General features: G+C 57.7%; 16 protein-coding genes. 9 read left to right on the forward strand and 7 right to left on the reverse strand.

The window, feature by feature from the left end; translation table 11 throughout:
* Window positions 1-63 precede the first annotated feature (63 nt).
* Together AC2TAD_RS16310 and AC2TAD_RS16315 are read left to right on the forward strand one after the other, a co-directional pair.
* Window positions 64-2,328, forward strand: coding sequence for an NADP-dependent malic enzyme (locus AC2TAD_RS16310; protein WP_480868918.1), 2,265 nt, complete (start codon window positions 64-66; stop codon window positions 2,326-2,328).
* Complete coding sequence (locus tag AC2TAD_RS16315; protein ID WP_480868919.1) at window positions 2,325-3,194, forward strand: ribokinase; 870 nt, start codon at window positions 2,325-2,327, stop codon at window positions 3,192-3,194. Before AC2TAD_RS16310 ends, AC2TAD_RS16315 begins: the two co-directional genes overlap by 4 nt.
* Here the strand turns inward: AC2TAD_RS16315 and msrA are convergent.
* The 5 genes from msrA to AC2TAD_RS16340 form a co-directional block, all read right to left on the reverse strand.
* A complete protein-coding gene (gene msrA, locus AC2TAD_RS16320) occupies window positions 3,191-3,862 on the reverse strand; it encodes a peptide-methionine (S)-S-oxide reductase MsrA (RefSeq protein WP_170755505.1) in 672 nt (223 codons plus the stop codon). The genes AC2TAD_RS16315 and msrA overlap by 4 nt on opposite strands.
* An 88-nt stretch (window positions 3,863-3,950) precedes the next feature.
* Complete coding sequence (locus AC2TAD_RS16325) at window positions 3,951-4,232, reverse strand: SCP2 sterol-binding domain-containing protein (RefSeq protein ID WP_170355627.1); 282 nt, start codon at window positions 4,230-4,232, stop codon at window positions 3,951-3,953.
* Window positions 4,233-4,346: 114 nt separating this feature from the next.
* Window positions 4,347-5,390, reverse strand: a complete 1,044-nt coding sequence (locus tag AC2TAD_RS16330) for a M48 family metallopeptidase (protein WP_480868922.1) — start codon at window positions 5,388-5,390, stop codon at window positions 4,347-4,349.
* 3 nt (window positions 5,391-5,393) lie between these two features.
* Complete coding sequence (locus AC2TAD_RS16335; protein ID WP_480868923.1) at window positions 5,394-6,461, reverse strand: YjgN family protein; 1,068 nt, start codon at window positions 6,459-6,461, stop codon at window positions 5,394-5,396.
* A gap of 141 nt (window positions 6,462-6,602) precedes the next feature.
* Entirely contained in the window at window positions 6,603-7,826 is a 1,224-nt protein-coding gene (locus AC2TAD_RS16340; protein WP_480868924.1) for an argininosuccinate synthase, read from the reverse strand.
* A 141-nt stretch (window positions 7,827-7,967) separates the two neighbouring features.
* On the opposite strand from AC2TAD_RS16340, the gene AC2TAD_RS16345 reads away from it, so the two are divergent.
* The 3 genes from AC2TAD_RS16345 to AC2TAD_RS16355 all read left to right on the forward strand — a co-directional run bounded on the left by AC2TAD_RS16345 (window position 7,968) and on the right by AC2TAD_RS16355 (window position 10,974).
* On the forward strand, window positions 7,968-8,729 hold the full coding sequence (locus AC2TAD_RS16345; protein WP_480868925.1) for a hypothetical protein: 762 nt from the start codon (window positions 7,968-7,970) through the stop codon (window positions 8,727-8,729).
* Window positions 8,730-8,787: 58 nt separating this feature from the next.
* Window positions 8,788-10,014: a threonine ammonia-lyase IlvA gene (gene ilvA / locus AC2TAD_RS16350; protein ID WP_480868927.1), complete on the forward strand. Its 1,227-nt coding sequence runs from the start codon at window positions 8,788-8,790 to the stop codon at window positions 10,012-10,014.
* An 81-nt stretch (window positions 10,015-10,095) separates the two neighbouring features.
* Complete coding sequence (locus tag AC2TAD_RS16355) at window positions 10,096-10,974, forward strand: hypothetical protein (protein WP_480868929.1); 879 nt, start codon at window positions 10,096-10,098, stop codon at window positions 10,972-10,974.
* A 2-nt stretch (window positions 10,975-10,976) separates the two neighbouring features.
* Here the strand turns inward: AC2TAD_RS16355 and AC2TAD_RS16360 are convergent, their stop codons facing one another.
* Complete coding sequence (locus AC2TAD_RS16360) at window positions 10,977-11,303, reverse strand: Hpt domain-containing protein (protein WP_170355634.1); 327 nt, start codon at window positions 11,301-11,303, stop codon at window positions 10,977-10,979.
* A 154-nt stretch (window positions 11,304-11,457) separates the two neighbouring features.
* Between AC2TAD_RS16360 and AC2TAD_RS16365 the strand changes: the two genes are divergently transcribed.
* Entirely contained in the window at window positions 11,458-12,729 is a 1,272-nt protein-coding gene (locus AC2TAD_RS16365; RefSeq protein ID WP_480868931.1) for a PP2C family protein-serine/threonine phosphatase, read from the forward strand.
* Here the strand turns inward: AC2TAD_RS16365 and AC2TAD_RS16370 are convergent.
* On the reverse strand, window positions 12,726-13,169 hold the full coding sequence (locus tag AC2TAD_RS16370; RefSeq protein WP_170755495.1) for an NUDIX hydrolase: 444 nt from the start codon (window positions 13,167-13,169) through the stop codon (window positions 12,726-12,728). The two genes, AC2TAD_RS16365 and AC2TAD_RS16370, sit on opposite strands and share 4 nt — an antisense overlap.
* A gap of 76 nt (window positions 13,170-13,245) precedes the next feature.
* Here AC2TAD_RS16370 and hslO point away from each other — a divergent pair, with 76 nt between their 5' ends.
* Genes hslO through AC2TAD_RS16385 form a run of 3 tightly spaced genes read left to right on the forward strand, consistent with a single transcriptional unit; the run spans window position 13,246 to window position 15,963 of the window.
* A complete protein-coding gene (gene hslO / locus AC2TAD_RS16375) occupies window positions 13,246-14,223 on the forward strand; it encodes an Hsp33 family molecular chaperone HslO (protein WP_170355637.1) in 978 nt (325 codons plus the stop codon).
* Entirely contained in the window at window positions 14,213-14,812 is a 600-nt protein-coding gene (locus AC2TAD_RS16380) for a CoA pyrophosphatase (RefSeq protein WP_480868933.1), read from the forward strand. The genes hslO and AC2TAD_RS16380 overlap by 11 nt, the downstream gene beginning before the upstream one ends.
* Window positions 14,809-15,963: a CCA tRNA nucleotidyltransferase gene (locus tag AC2TAD_RS16385; RefSeq protein ID WP_480868935.1), complete on the forward strand. Its 1,155-nt coding sequence runs from the start codon at window positions 14,809-14,811 to the stop codon at window positions 15,961-15,963. Before AC2TAD_RS16380 ends, AC2TAD_RS16385 begins: the two co-directional genes overlap by 4 nt.
* Window positions 15,964-16,006: the final 43 nt, after the last annotated feature.

Raw genomic sequence — 16,006 nt, forward strand, 5'->3', positions numbered from 1 at the left:
TGAGGCGCAGCCCCGCCTGCGTTATGACGCATAAGCCCCGAAGTCATGGAAACGACCGATAAGATGCCTAAAACGAAGATTACAAAAGAAGAGGCGCTGGCCTTTCACCTGGACCCCACCCCCGGCAAGTGGGAGGTGCAAGCCACCGTTCCCATGACCACGCAGCGCGATCTGTCGCTGGCCTACAGCCCCGGCGTCGCTGTTCCATGTGAAGCCATCGCCGAAGCGCCCGAGACGGCCTATGACTATACAAACAAGGGCAATCTGGTGGCTGTGATCTCGAACGGGACGGCGGTTCTGGGTCTTGGCAATCTGGGCGCTCTGGGGTCGAAACCGGTGATGGAGGGCAAATCCGTCCTGTTCAAACGGTTCGCCGATGTGAACTCGATCGATATTGAGCTGGACACCGAAGACCCGGATGAATTCTGTCGCGCTGTGCGCCTGATGGGGCCTACTTTCGGCGGCATCAACCTTGAGGACATCAAGGCGCCCGAGTGTTTCATCATCGAACAGCGCCTGAAGGAAGAGATGGACATCCCCGTCTTCCACGACGATCAACACGGCACGGCAGTGATCTGCGCGGCGGGCCTGCTGAATGCTCTGCATATTTCAGGCAAGAAGATCGAAGACGTTAAGATCGTGCTGAACGGTGCGGGCGCGGCAGGCATCGCTTGTATCGAACTGCTCAAATCCATGGGTGCGCGGCACGAAAACTGCATCGTCTGCGACACCAAGGGCGTGATCTATCAGGGCCGGACCGAGGGAATGAACCAGTGGAAATCGGCCCACGCGATCACCACTGACCTGCGCACGCTGGACGAGGCGATGAACGGTGCCGACGTGTTCCTGGGCGTGTCGGTCAAAGGGGCGGTTACTCAGGATATGGTCGCCAGCATGGCCGATAATCCGGTCATTTTTGCCATGGCGAACCCTGACCCTGAGATCACGCCGGAAGAGGCGCATGAGGTCCGCGTGGATGCCATCGTCGCCACGGGCCGCAGCGATTATCCCAACCAGGTGAACAACGTTCTGGGCTTTCCCTACCTGTTTCGCGGCGCGCTGGATATCCACGCCCGCGCCATCAATGATGAGATGAAGATTGCCTGTGCCCACGCGCTGGCCAATCTTGCGCGCGAGGATGTGCCGGATGAGGTTGCGATGGCTTATGGCAAGTCGCTGACCTTCGGGCGTGACTATATTATCCCTACGCCGTTCGATCCGCGCCTGATCCATCGCATTCCGCCCGCCGTTGCCAAGGCCGGCATGGATACCGGGGCCGCGCGGCGTCCGATCATCGACATGGACGCCTATGAGCTCAGCCTGAAATCCCGCATGGATCCGACGGCCAGCATTCTGCGCGGTCTGAACGCACGGGCGCGTCAGGCGCAAAGCCGGATGATTTTTGCCGAGGGCGATGACCCCCGCGTGTTGCGCGCTGCGGTGACTTATCAGCGCTCGGGCTTTGGCAAGGCGCTGGTTGTGGGTCGCCAGGATGACGTCAAGCAAAAGCTGGAAGAGGCTGGGTTGGGCGATGCTGTGCGCGAGCTTGAGGTGGTGAATGCCGCCAATACCATGCACCTCGATACCTATACCGATTTTCTGTATAAACGCCTGCAGCGTAAAGGTTTCGACAACAAAGATGTCTACCGTCTGGCGGCGCGTGACCGCCACGTGTTTTCCTCGCTGATGCTGGCCCACGGCCATGCTGATGGTCTGGTGACTGGCGCCACGCGTAAGTCAGCGCATGTACTGGACCGCATCAACCATGTGTTCGATGCTGACGCCGCGCATGGCGCGGCGGGGGTAACAGCGCTTTTGTATAAAGGGCGGATCGTGCTGATCGGCGATACTTTGGTGCATGAGTGGCCGGATGAGAATGATCTGGCCAATATCGCCGAACGCTCGGCTGCTGTTGCACGCCATATGGGGCTTGAACCACGCGTGGCCTTTGTCAGCTTCTCGACCTTCGGGTATCCGGTGTCGGAACGCGCTGAAAAGATGCATCGCGCCCCGGCCGTTCTTGACCAGCGCGGCGTGGATTTCGAGTATGAGGGCGAGATGACCGTCGATGTGGCGTTGAACGTGGATCAGCAAGCGGCTTATCCGTTCCAGCGTCTGACGGGTCCGGCCAATATCCTGATTGTGCCTGCGCGGCACTCGGCTTCGATCTCGACCAAGCTGATGCAAGAGATGGGCGGCGCGACCGTGATTGGCCCGATCCTGTCGGGTGTCGACAAGCCGATCCAGATCTGCTCAACCGTCTCGACCGCGAATGACATCCTGAACATGGCCATTCTGGCCTCGTGCGATATTTCGGGTAAACCATGACGATCTGGAACCTCGGTTCGATCAATGCGGATATGATCTATGACGTGCCGCATCTGCCCGGGCCGGGGGAAACGCTCTCGGCCAGCCGTCTGGACCGGTTTCTGGGAGGCAAGGGGGCGAATACGTCTGTGGCCTCGGCCCGGGCTGGTGCACGGATTGCGCATATCGGCGCCGTTGGTTTTGATGGGCGCTGGGCGCGGGATCGACTGACCGAGTATGGTGTTGATACGCGCTATATCGCTGAGGTCGATGTGCCAACGGGCCACGCAATCATTGCTGTCGATGCGCAGGGTGAGAACAATATCATCCTGTTTCAGGGCTCGAACCATGCGATTTCACAGGATCAACTGGGGCAAGCGCTGTCATCCGCGTCGCAAGGCGATCTGTTGGTGATGCAGAACGAAACCAATCTGCAGGTTGAGGCGGCGAAGATGGGCCGTGAATTGGGTCTGACGGTCTGTTATGCTGCTGCTCCGTTTCAGGCAGAGTCCGTTCAGGCCGTGCTGCCATATCTGGATTTCCTGATCCTCAACGCGGTCGAGGCCGAGCAGTTGCACGAGGCCACCGGTCAACCTGTTACGGACCTCCAGATTGAGCATGTGATTGTCACACTGGGGGCCGAAGGCGCGCGGTATTATCATCGCGGAGAAGCCTTGGACTTCCCGGCCCATAAGGTGCAGGCCGTGGATACGACCGGAGCAGGCGACACCTTTACCGGCTATGTTCTGGCGTGGATGGATCGCGGAATGCCGATGGCGCAGGCGATTTCACAAGCAAATCGTGCCGCGGCCCTGATGGTCACGCGGCACGGTACGGCAGATGTGATCCCCGACCTCAAAGAAGTCAGGGAAGCGCGGTTCGATTAAGACCCGGCAAAAGGTGCGTCGCCACCCCAAAGCTGTTTTACGCGGGCGTCTCGGCCACAGGCGTTGCGATAAGCCTTATAGGCATTCTTCTGGCGCTTGGGTCCGAAGCGGGTGAAGACCAGCTTGTCGCCTTTGTAGTAATCCTGATGGTATTCCTCCGCCGGATAGAATGCGCTTTCTTGCAGGATGGGGGTTACAACAGTCTGTCCCAAAGCGCGCTGGGCGTCGGCCTTTGCAGCCTCAGCCACGGCCTTTTCGCCGGCGCCGGAGACGAAAATCGCAGTGCGATAGCTGTTTCCACGATCACAGAACTGACCGCCAGCATCCGTGGGGTCGACCGATCGGAAGAACATGTTCAGCAGGGTTTCACGGGAAACGCGAGCCGGGTCGAACGTAATCTGGACGGCCTCGTAGTGGCCGGTGCCGCCCTTGGACACCTGATCATATGTTGGGTTGGCAGCTTTGCCGCCGGTAAAGCCCGAAACCGCTTCGATCACACCGGGGACGGATTCGAAATCGGATTCGACGCACCAGAAACACCCTCCGGCAACGGTCAGGGTCTCGGTTCCTGCTGCGGGCGCGGGGGCGGCACGCAGCAAGGCCGCGATCGTAATCAAAGCAAAAAGAAGCGTCGGTTTGACGTAGTCGAGATAAGCGATGCGTGTCATGGCAGGTCTCCTTCTGATAGAAACTTGCCTTCTCTTTTTGATCCGTGCAATCGCCTGACATCGTTTGTCACGCGCTGGTGAGACGAGTTTATCCCAACAATTGCCCCAGCTTCATCGCGACGCCCATGTTTCCCGAAATCTTGAGCTTACCCAGAGCAACACCCGTCATCGGGTTCAATTTGCCCGTGAGCAGTTTGGTCAGGTTGCTTTGCGAGATTTTGATGGTGCAGTCCGTATCCTGATCCTGTGTCGTGGCCTGATTGTCGGCCAGAACAATCACGCCATCGGAACCGCAATCGAATTTGAGAGAGCCCTCAAAGCTCTTGCCTGCGAGGTTCTTTTGAATTCCGTCCGCGATCTCTTGTAACATGATATCCTCTTTCCCTGTTCGCGAGACCGTAAAGAGCCAATGGGTTTATCCGCAAGCTTGACCAAAGGACAACTTACGTAACGGTGAAGAAGGCTCTGACCCTAGGCACAACAGCTAGTGGCGGTGGTTCAACTCTCTTAGGTTTTCCTGCCGTTCCTGGAACCCCGGATGGGTGCTGAACCAATCGGTACCGTGATCTCCGAACTCGGTCTCGAGAATATCGAAAAACTCGGACAACCCATTTGGGTCAAAGCCTGACCGGGCGGCCAGATCGACTCCGTATCGGTCAGCAGACAATTCATGCTGGCGCGAGTAGGACAGGGACAGGATCAGATTACCCTCTAGCAGAACCTCTTCAAGGATGGGGCCAGTATCCCCGGCCATCATTCCGATCAGGACAAATGTCCCAAGCGACCGATACAGCTGGGTCAAACCGTGCTGTTCAGCGACATGCCCGATTTCATGACCCAGCACACCTGCCATCGCGTCCACCGAGATCAGCTTTACCAGCTCATCGGTGACGACGATGGTTCCGTTGGGCAAGGCAAACGCGTTTGGGCCAATTCCAGGCAGGCGCCTGAATTGCAGATTGTAGGCAAAGTCTTGCGCCTCGGGTCCCATGTTGGTCAGAAGACGGTCGAAATTGTTCTGAACCTGTTCCTGTTGATCCGGACTCAGGGCGCTGGGTTTCGCCAGCACTTTGTCTATTGCTTGCAAGGTGCTGGCATCGATGGCCGATACAAGCGGCGGTGGCGTCATCCAGACGGCCAGTGCGACCAGCACGGTCAGGCCATATTTCCATATACCCCAAGCGGCAAACAGACAGGCGATCGAGACCAGAATAAGCCGAGGGTGAAAGCGTTCGGTATGGTGCAGCCAGGATCCACTGCTATCGGAAATCAAGTGTTCCAGCGCGGCATGCCTGGTGGTCAGAAACAGCGTGCCATCTGGAAAATTCACCCTGCGTTCGGTCGACCCGACGCGGGGCTCGATATCCAGCTCATTCGGGGCGCAGCGTGTTTGTATCTGCCCGTCTCCGTCGATCAACCAGACGGTATTGGATCCAACAGCCAGACGCGCACGGATTTCGCGTGAGCTGAGTGGTGGATAGGCGCGCCCTTCAACGGGCGCGCTGATATTATCGGGCAGATCTTGCAACGGTCAGACCGCGATACCGATGTCAAAGCCTTCGATGTCACCATAGGCATCGCCAATGGCACTGACATTGGCCGTGACACCTCCGACGAATTCGTCCAGCGAACCCGAGGGGATAAAGGTGGTGTGATCGGCCAGATACCGCGCCCGGCGAACATGCGCCCATGGCAACATCAGACCAAGGGTCACAGAAATGACGATCGCATTTGAAACAGAAATCCACAGCAAGCGCAGCGCGTTCACATCCGAATGGAACCTGTGACCGTCGCCCAGAATGGCGTAGTTGTAAACCGTATTGCGCACCATGGCGCGATAGATGATCGATGCCGGAACAAAGATCGCGAAAAGAAGCAACAAGATCAGGAAAACGTCGATCGCGGCGGCGACGTCCTCGGGGTTTTCGTTGATCGAGGCCAGAGCTTCTACGAAATTCATGTTTACACCAACCACTGCAATCGCAACGACGATGGTTCCCAAACCCCAAGCCATCGCCGCCAGTGCGGCCTTGTAAAACGGCCCGATCGGGCTGTCGAAGGTCATTGCAGTTGCACCAAATTTGTGACCGTTCACGTGAAACCTCTGGACGGATCGCGTGACAAATGGCCATGTCGTATAAAGCGTCAGTGCGGCGATGATCGGGTACAGGAAGTAATTGGCCGCCGCCGATCCCCATGTGCCTTGAAAGTCGAACCGAACGTTCGACCAGCTAGAGACACGTGCCTGAAACCGCAGTGAGCGGACCAGCAGATATGGGATCACGAAGATCAGCCCTATTATCATCACAAGGTTCACAATCGGGATTGCGCCGAGAACGGAGTAAATCACGATACCCGCAACGACGATAATCCGTCCGAACAGAATCTGAAGTCCGGTTGCGTGATAGTCAAAGCTGCGTCCTGCCACATAGGTGTTTTGATAAAAGTATTTCTTGGTCCGAACCTTTGCCCACGCGCTGTAAATTCCGAACGTGATAAGCGACAATAGCAAGTTGACGATCCAGATCCCGAAATACTCGCTGGCCGAGCCTCGGAACTCGAATTCGTTTGGGGTGCCTTGTGGGTGATTTGCCTGCATTTCAGCCTCAAAAGAATGGATAGAAAAAAGGGCCGATCCCACAAGGGAACCGACCCGCTTTGTCTGAACATTCAAAAAGGCGATTGTACGGCAGAGTTGCGACCGCGAATCCCTATTCAACCTTTTGGTGCAGCGTTGCCGCTATTTCAGGCGCTTGTCGCGTGCGGCCAGCAGTTTCAATCGCAGCGCGTTCAGCTGGATAAAGCCCGCCGCGTCTGTCTGATCATAGGCACCGGCATCTTCCTCAAACGTCACATGCGCTTCGGAATACAGCGAGTGATCCGACCAGCGGCCAACGGTCGAGGCCAGACCCTTGTACAGTTTCACGCGGACGGTGCCAGTGACATGTTCTTGCGATTTGTCGATGGCCGCTTGCAGCATCTCACGCTCGGGCGAGTACCAGAAGCCATTATAGATCAGCTCGGCATATTGCGGCATCAGCTGGTCCTTCAGGTGCATCGCGCCGCGGTCCATGGTGATGGATTCGATACCGCGATGCGCCTCCAGCAGGATGGTGCCGCCGGGAGTTTCATAGATACCGCGCGATTTCATACCGACAAAGCGGCCTTCGACCAGGTCCAGACGGCCAATGCCGTGCTTGCCGCCATATTCGTTCAGCTTGGTCAGGATGGTTGCGGGGCTCATCACCTCGCCATTGATGCTGACCGCATCGCCTTTTTCAAAGCCAATTTCGATGAATTCGGGCTGATCAGGCGCATCCTCGGGGTGGACGGTGCGCTGGTACACATAGTCCGGCGCCATGTCGGCGGGGTCTTCCAGAACCTTGCCCTCGGACGAGGTGTGCAGCAGGTTCGCATCGACCGAGAACGGAGCCTCGCCGCGTTTGTCCTTGGCGATCGGAATCTGATGCGCTTCGGCCCATTCGATCAGACGGGTACGGCTGGTCAGATCCCATTCGCGCCAGGGCGCAATGACCTTGATATCGGGGTTCAGCGCATAGGCGGCCAGTTCGAACCGCACCTGATCGTTGCCTTTGCCGGTCGCGCCATGCGCCACGGCATCGGCCCCGGTCGCTGCCGCAATCTCAACCAGGCGCTTCGAGATCAGAGGCCGCGCAATCGACGTGCCCAGTAGATACAGCCCTTCGTATTGCGCATTGGCGCGGAACATGGGGAAGACGAAGTCGCGAACGAACTCTTCACGGATGTCTTCGATATAGATGTTCTCGGGCTTGATCCCCAGCAGCTCGGCCTTTTGGCGGGCGGGTTCCAGTTCCTCACCCTGACCCAGATCGGCGGTGAAGGTCACGACCTCACAGCCATACTCGGTCTGCAACCATTTCAGAATGATCGAGGTATCAAGGCCACCGGAATAGGCCAGAACAACTTTCTTGGGCGCGGACATCTGACTTCCCTTTATGCGTAGAACGACTGGCCCCTAGCGGGTTTTGAAAGCGGGGGCAAGTTATCTGCGTTGACGGGCTGCCTGATTTCGGGTGAAACATTCGCATATAAAACACGAAATGGTTGAAAGGGCAGTTTTCGGATGTTGGGTTGGAAGATTTTTGTGCACTCGGTGCGGATGGTTTTTGGAAATTTTAAGCAAGCGCTTCAGATAACGCTGGGTCCGTCATTGATTGCAACGGCGCTGACGATTGCCCTGTTTTTTCTAATCGACATCCCGTGGGACCAGTTGGACGCCAGTACCGGGGCGTTTCCTTCGACCGCAGCCAATGGTTCGTTTGCGATTTTGGTGGTCTGTGTTGCAATCATCTTTGTGCTGACGATGTTCTGGATCGCCGTGTCCTGGCACCGTTTTATCCTGCTGACCGAATATCCCAGCGGGATATTCCCGGCATTCCGGTTCGATAGAATCCTCGCCTACCTTGGGCGCATTCTTTTGCTTGGACTTCTGATGGGGGTCGCGTTTCTGCCGATGAGTGTCCTTCTGTTGGCAACCGGCGGTGGCGCGTTTTCAGCCGCTGTAATGGTCGTATATGCCATCTTTCTGATAGTCGCTTTCTACCGCCTGTCTGTTATCCTGCCAGCCGCAGCGCTTGGTGAGCCGTTAAGCCTTTCGAACGCATGGGGCAGTACCTCAAGTGCAGGCGGAGCGATTATTGTGCTGTTGGTCGTGAACGCCCTGTTCCAATTTTTGGTACAGATGGCCTTTTCGCTGCTGGCCATTATTCCGATCTTGGGGATTCTGCTAACGCTGCTATTCTCAATGCTGGTATTGCCGCTGATTAACGTCAGTATTCTTACAACCATGTATGGTGTCTTCATCGAAAAACGCGAACTCGATTGACGCCCGTACACATATGTATTCCTTGCTCTTTTAGTCAGGATCGGCCACTGAACGGGTCATGAGTGATTTCATGACCCGCGCCCGCGCCGCCGAACAGGCGATGCGCTCTGTTTTTCCGGCAACGCCGCTACAGCGCAATGCCCATCTGTCTGACCGATATGGCGCGGATATCTGGCTGAAACGCGAAGACCTCAGCCCGGTACGCTCATATAAAATTCGCGGCGCGTTCAATGCCATGCGCAAACAGCAGGGACAAGACCTGTTCGTCTGCGCCAGCGCGGGCAATCACGCACAGGGCGTGGCGTTCATGTGTAAACATCTGGACGTGCGCGGGGTGATCTTCATGCCAGTGACGACGCCGCAGCAAAAAATCCAGAAAACCCGCATCTTCGGTGGCGACAATGTCGAAATCCACCTGACCGGCGACTATTTCGACGACACTCTGGCCGCTGCGCAGGCCTGGTGCGCCGATCAGGGTGGGCATTTCCTGTCGCCGTTCGACGATGAGGACGTGATTGAGGGGCAGGCCTCACTGGCCGTTGAGATCGAGGAGCAGTTGGGCCATCTGCCTGATCACGTGATCCTGCCGGTTGGCGGGGGCGGTATGTCCTCGGGCGTGGCAACGTGGTTCGGGGATCGCACTCATTGCCTGTTTGTTGAACCTAAAGGCGGGGCCTGCCTGCACGCGGCGATGGCGGCGGGGCATCCGGTGGCACTGGACCATGTGGACAATTTCGTCGATGGGGCGGCGGTGGGCAAGATCGGCGCGAAACCCTTTGCGCTGCTCAAGGATCGTCACCTGTCCGACGTGCATGTCCTGTCCGAGGACCGCATCTGCACCACCATGATCGAGATGTTGAATGTCGAGGGCATCGTGCTGGAACCCGCCGGTGCGCTGGCGATCGAGGCGCTGGGCGATATCCAAAGTTTTATCCGCGGCAAGACTGTGGTCTGTGTGACATCCGGTGGGAATTTCGATTTCGAACGCCTGCCCGAGGTTAAGGAACGGGCGCAGCGCTATTCGGGTGTGAAAAAGTATTTCATCCTGCGCTTGCCGCAACGCCCCGGAGCTTTGAAAGAATTTCTGAGTATCCTCGGCCCCGAGGATGACATCGCCCGGTTTGAATACATGAAAAAATCGGCGCGCAATTTCGGTTCGGTCCTGATCGGGATCGAAACCCGCAAGCCCGAGAATTTCGCCCGCTTGTTTGCGCATCTGGACGAAGCCGGATTCACCTATACCGACATCACCGAAGACGAAACGCTTGCACAGTTCGTGATCTGACGGCGCATTTGTCGATCGACTTGTTTGCACTTGGAAATTCGCCTAGGCACGAGCGAGCGAACAAGACTGGAAAGTGCACAGATGAAGCCGCTTGCAGCAGTGACCATGGTATGGCGCGACTATTGGTATCTTGAGAAATGGGTCGCCTACTACTCGGCCCAGCTTGGGCCCGAGAACGTCTATATTCTGTCGCACGGAGCTGATCCTGAAATCGATCGGATCGGCGAGGGCTGCAATGTGATTGCGATTTTGCGCGATGGTTTGCACCAAACGTTTGAATATGCCCGCTGGCGAATGCTGTCGGATTTTTCAGCTATGCTGACTCAGTTCTACAGCCGAGTGATTGTTTCGGATTGTGATGAAGTGCTGCTAACCGCCGATGGATCGGGCTTGCTAGACTATGAATTCGCATTTGGTGAAAACACCGCTGGCGCTGTCGGATTCAATTTGGTCACTTTGCAGGACGATGATGAAGATTTGTTGTTCAAGGGCGAAAAGTTCAGCCTTTTCGAGGTTCCCTATTCGAAACCGTGTATCGTCCAGCGCCGGGCCGCTTTTGGAACGGGCGGGCATGGTGTGACAAACGACACGTTCCGTCTGCTGCCGGGTCTGCTCAACCTGCACTTTCACTATGGAAATCTACAAGAGTTGCATCGACGCCAAGAGGAAAGATCGCCGCTTGTGGACCAATCCATGGCGGATGGCGTCAAGATCGCCAGCACACCAGGGCAATCGGTCGGTATCGTGGGCTGGCGTCGGCGCTCACGCCGTTTCCGTCGTCTGGTAAAAGAGCTTGCACGCACACAGGAATTGCCGATGGAAGAATGTGTCGAACTGAGCCGACTGGAGGCAACCCGAACGCTAAAGACAATGGCCGACGGATATTTCACCCACGACCGGGCGCTTGAGGTAACTTTGCGGAAATTCCGTTTTCCCGAGGACTTTCCGATCAAACTGTAAGGCTACGAGATCTTCCCCAGATCGGACTTGAATTCCGCAGCTGATGCCTCAAACACCTGAACGATACTATCGAGGTCTACAGACTTGCTGTTCCCCTGTGCGGAATGCCTTTCACCGTCTTGGCACAGCTTTGCCAATGATTGGAATCCCAGGCTGAGTGCGCTGCCTTTCAGAAAATGCAGGTTTTGGTCAAAACTTACCCGATGGGTGTCGGTGCGAAGGCGGCCAATTACCTCTTGTACTTCATCAAGAAAAATATTCACCACTTCGTCAAACTCGCTTGCGCCGACCTCATCCCTAAGCTGTTTGACTCTGGCCCAGTCGATCATGCCGCAAGCTCCGCAATAACTGTTGTCTGATTGCTTAGCCCGCCCAAGGTAAAGGTTGGGTTAAGCGGGTTCAGTATTGCCTTTCACCGGTTGTTAAACCGCTGCGCTATAGGTTGAGCAGAATTAGGTAGGCGCCCCATCGCAGAGGACTCACGTGGCAGAGGTCAGTCGCAAAGACATCAGGTCAGAGCTGGATTTTGGAGCGATCCAAAAGGTGCTTGTCGTTGATGACAGCCGCCTGCAACGACGCATTCTTGTGGCGTCTCTGAAGAAATGGGGGTTCGAAGTTTTCGAGGCCGACAATGGTGAAGCGGCCATCGAGATCTGCGCAAACACACCGCCTGATCTGGTGCTCAGCGACTGGGTCATGCCGGGGATGAGTGGGTTGGAATTTTGTCGGGCCTTCCGCGCGTTGGACTGCGACCAGTATAGCTATTTCATTCTGCTGACATCAAAAAGCGAAAAGCAGGAAGTGGCGCGCGGTCTGGATGCGGGGGCCGACGACTTCCTGATCAAACCGCTTGAGGCGGATGAACTGCGCGCGCGCATTTCGGCGGGCGCCCGCATTCTGGATATGCAGCGTGAATTGTCCGAGAAAAACCGTATGATCGAAACCGCGCTGGAAGAGTTGCGCGTGGCGCATGACGCCATCGACAAGGATCTGATGCAGGCGCGCAAGATTCAGGAATCTCTGGTGCCGGAACTGATTAGGGAATTCGGCAAGTCGCGGGTCAGTTTGTTATTGAAACCTTGCGGGCATATCGGCGGCGACCTGGTCGGTATGTTTTCGCCCGGCGTGAACCGGCTGGGATTTTACAGCATTGATGTCTCGGGCCACGGTATAACCTCGGCCATGATGACGGCGCGGTTGGGGGGGTATCTGTCCAGCAACCACTTTGATCAGAACGTGGCGATGGAAAAGCGATTTGACAAATTCTATGCGTTGCTGCCGCCGGAACAGGTGGCAGAGATGTTGAATTCTCGACTAATGGCGGATGCGGGTGTCGAAGAATATTTCACGATGGTTTACGCGATTGTCGATTTGCGCAACGGGCATCTTAAGATGGTTCAGGCCGGTCATCCCCATCCGCTAATGCTGCGGGCCGACGGAACCACCGAATTTCTGGGCGAAGGCGGTTTGCCAATCGGCCTGCTGCCGGATGTCAAATTCCAGCGTACTGAGACCTATATGCAGCCGGGCGACAAACTGCTGCTGTATTCTGATGGCTTCACCGAATGCAGTATTGCTGATGGTGGCTTGCTTGAAGAAGAGGGGTTACGAGACCTGGCGCTAAACTGCGTGCCCGAGCGATGTAGGACAGAGTTTCTGGATGATATGTTCTGGCGGCTGACACAGAAGATGGTGCCCAACACCGGAATGGACGACGATGTGTCCGCAGTTTTTTTTGAATACAGCGGAACCTAAAGGCCCTGTAAATGTAGCTTGGCGAAGTGGCGGTCGCCCGCATTGCCCAACATCTGCGCAGCGTCCGCGCAGTCCATCCATAGCGCCTCGTGAAACGGCTCGGTCGGGGGGCCGATGCGGCGCACGGGTCGGGCGCGGTAGATCAGGCAGATTTTCTCGGCCCACAGGTCGTATTCGGGCATGAAGGTAAAGCGCCGAAACGCGCCCATGCGACGCGGCGCGGCGATCAGCCAACCGGTTTCCTCGTACACTTCGCGATGCAGGGCGGTGATCGGTGATTCGCCCGGATCAATACCGCCTCCGGGCAGTTGCAGATCGGGGCCGGGCTGCAACTGGCAGGTCAGCAACAGGCTGCCGCCGCGCGGTAACAGAGCATAAACTCCGACACGTCTGATGTATTTCTGCCCCGATTGCGGGGTTTCACCGAACCGTCTGATCATGTATGGCCCCTTACAACCCGAAAACTTCGACCTATATGCTGGCGGTATGCCAATCTGTGGCGTGTAAGGAAACCCCATGTCTCTTGGAACCAAAATCGCGTGGGACGACACCGTCCTGCCCTTTCAACTTGATCTGTCGGATATGCGCGGCCGCGTCGCGCGGCTGGACGGGGTGCTGGACGGCATCCTGAAACAGCATGATTACCCCGAAAAGGTCGAGGCTCTGGTGGCCGAGATGGCCCTGCTGACCGCGCTGATCGGCCAGACCGTTGCTCTGCGCTGGAAACTGTCGCTTCAGGTGCAGTCCAAGGGCGCGGTGCGCATGATCGCCACCGACTACTATGCCCCCACGCAAGAGGGCGAGCCGGCCCGCATCCGTGCCTATGCCAGTTTCGACCGAGATAAGCTGACCGACGCCGCCCCCTTTGATCAAGTGGGTGAGGGGTATTTTGCCATCCTCATCGACCAGGGTGAGGGCACGCAGCCGTATCAGGGCATCACCCCGCTGGCGGGTGGTTCGCTTAGTGCTTGTGCCGAGGCGTATTTCGCACAATCTGAACAGTTGCCGACGAGGTTCTCGCTCAGCTTTGGCAAATCGACTGAGCCGGGCGTCGGTGAACACTGGCGCGCGGGCGGGATCATGTTGCAGCATATGCCCAAAGCCTCGCCCTTTGCCGCATCGGGTGAAGGCAGCGGTGAGATTCTGACGGCCAATGATCTGGTCGACGGGGATGAAGGTGAAAACTGGGGCCGCGTGAACATCCTGCTGGATACGGTCGAGGATCTTGAGCTGATCGGCCCCTCGATCGCGCCCACCGACCTGCTGATCCGCCTGTTTCACGAGGAACAGCCGCGTGTCTATGACGCGCAGCCGGTGCAATTCGGTTGCACCTGTTCCGAGGATCGTGTGCGTCAAAGCCTGTCGATCTACTCGGCGCGCGACATTGAAAAGATGACGACGCCCGAGGGCGACGTGACCGCAGATTGCCAGTTCTGCGGTGCGCATTACGTGCTGGATCCGGCCTCTGTCGGTTTTGATGCGGATGAGGCCTGATCCCACCGAACAGCTGCGGGCGGCGCTGCGCCGCCCCGGCCCGGGGTCCAGCGATTTCGACCTAAACCCCGACACGGTGCTGCCCGAGGGGCGCAAACTGCGTCCTGCCGGTGTGCTAGTGCCGATCTCAATCGCAAGCGATGAGCCTTGCCTGATCCTGACGAAACGGTCCTCGGCGCTGAAACATCATCCGGGCCAGATCGCCTTTCCCGGCGGCAAACAAGACGAAGGCGACGCGGATGTGACCGCCGCCGCCTTGCGCGAGGCGCAGGAGGAAATCGGCCTGCCCAGCGACGTGCCGCAGGTTTTGGGCCATCTGCCGCCGCACGAAACCGTCACCGCGTTCGCTGTGACGCCGGTTGTGGCAATCCTGCGAGACCCGTTCCCGATCACCCCCGAGCCGGGCGAGGTTGACGAGGTATTCTCGGTTCCTCTGACACATGTGCTTGATCCGGCGAATTATGTTGTTGAATCGCGCCGCTGGGGTGGCCACAAACGGTATTATTATGCAGTGCCGTTCGGTCCTTATTATATCTGGGGCGCGACGGCCCGGATGTTGCGGGGATTGGCCGCGCGGATGAACGAATGATACAAATCTCGGACGGTTGGGTCGCGGACCCAGCAACCCAAAAATTGTGCGCAGCCCTGACGGATGCCGGGGCACAGGCGCTTTTTGTAGGTGGTTGCGTGCGCAATGCGCTGTTGAAGGCTCCGGTTTCGGATATCGACATCGCAACGGATGCGCGCCCCGAACGGGTGATGGAACTGACGCAGGCCGCGGGCCTCAAGGCCATTCCCACCGGGATCGAACATGGCACTGTCACCGTGGTCAGCCACGGCGTCCCACATGAGATCACCACCTTTCGCCGTGATGTAGAGACGGACGGCCGCCGCGCCGTTGTGGCCTTTGCCGACACAATCGAAGAAGACGCCGCGCGGCGTGACTTCACCATGAACGCGCTATACGCCCGACCCGATGGCTCTGTATTGGACCCGCTTAACGGTTTGCCGGACCTGCAGGCGCGGCGGGTGCGCTTCATCGGCACCGCCGAAAACCGCATTCGCGAGGACTACCTGCGCTCGCTGCGCTTTTTCCGGTTTCATGCGTGGTACGGCGATATGGATGCGGGTTTCGACGCGGATGCACTGGCCGCGATTGCTGCCAATCTGGACGGATTGACCGGTCTGTCCCGCGAACGGGTCGGGGCCGAGATGTTGAAGCTGCTTGGCGCGACTGATCCTGCGCCCTCGGTCGCAGCGATGCGGCAGGCAGGAGTGTTGGCGCAGGTGCTGCCGGGGGCCGAGGATCGCGCGCTTGCCCCGTTGGTTGCGTTGGAAGAACAGGCCGGGGCCACGCCTGACCCGATCCGCCGCCTGGCTTCCATAGCAACGCCCGAGATCGCCAAAACCCTGCGCCTAAGCAAGGCGCAGCTGCAACGCCTGACCCGGATGCGTGATGAGGCGATGGCCACCACCAGCATTGCCGAGCTGGGCTTTCGCTATGGCGAAGAGGGCGGGATGCACGAAACCCTGCTGCGTTGCGCCTTGCTGGAACAGCCTTGGTCCGAGGCGATGCGCCAAGATCTGCGCGCCGGGGCGGCCGCCGATTTCCCCGTTCAGGCTACTGATCTGATCCCTGAATTTACCGGTCCCGCGCTGGGTAAGAAGCTGGCCGAGCTTGAGGCCCGCTGGATCGCATCCGGCTTTGCCCTGACCCGAAGTGATCTGCTGGGCGGGTAGGCGAGGTCTCAAAAAGGGATGACAAGCCGAAAGCTTTGTGCTT

The organism is Ruegeria sp. HKCCD7628 (assembly GCF_057221005.1).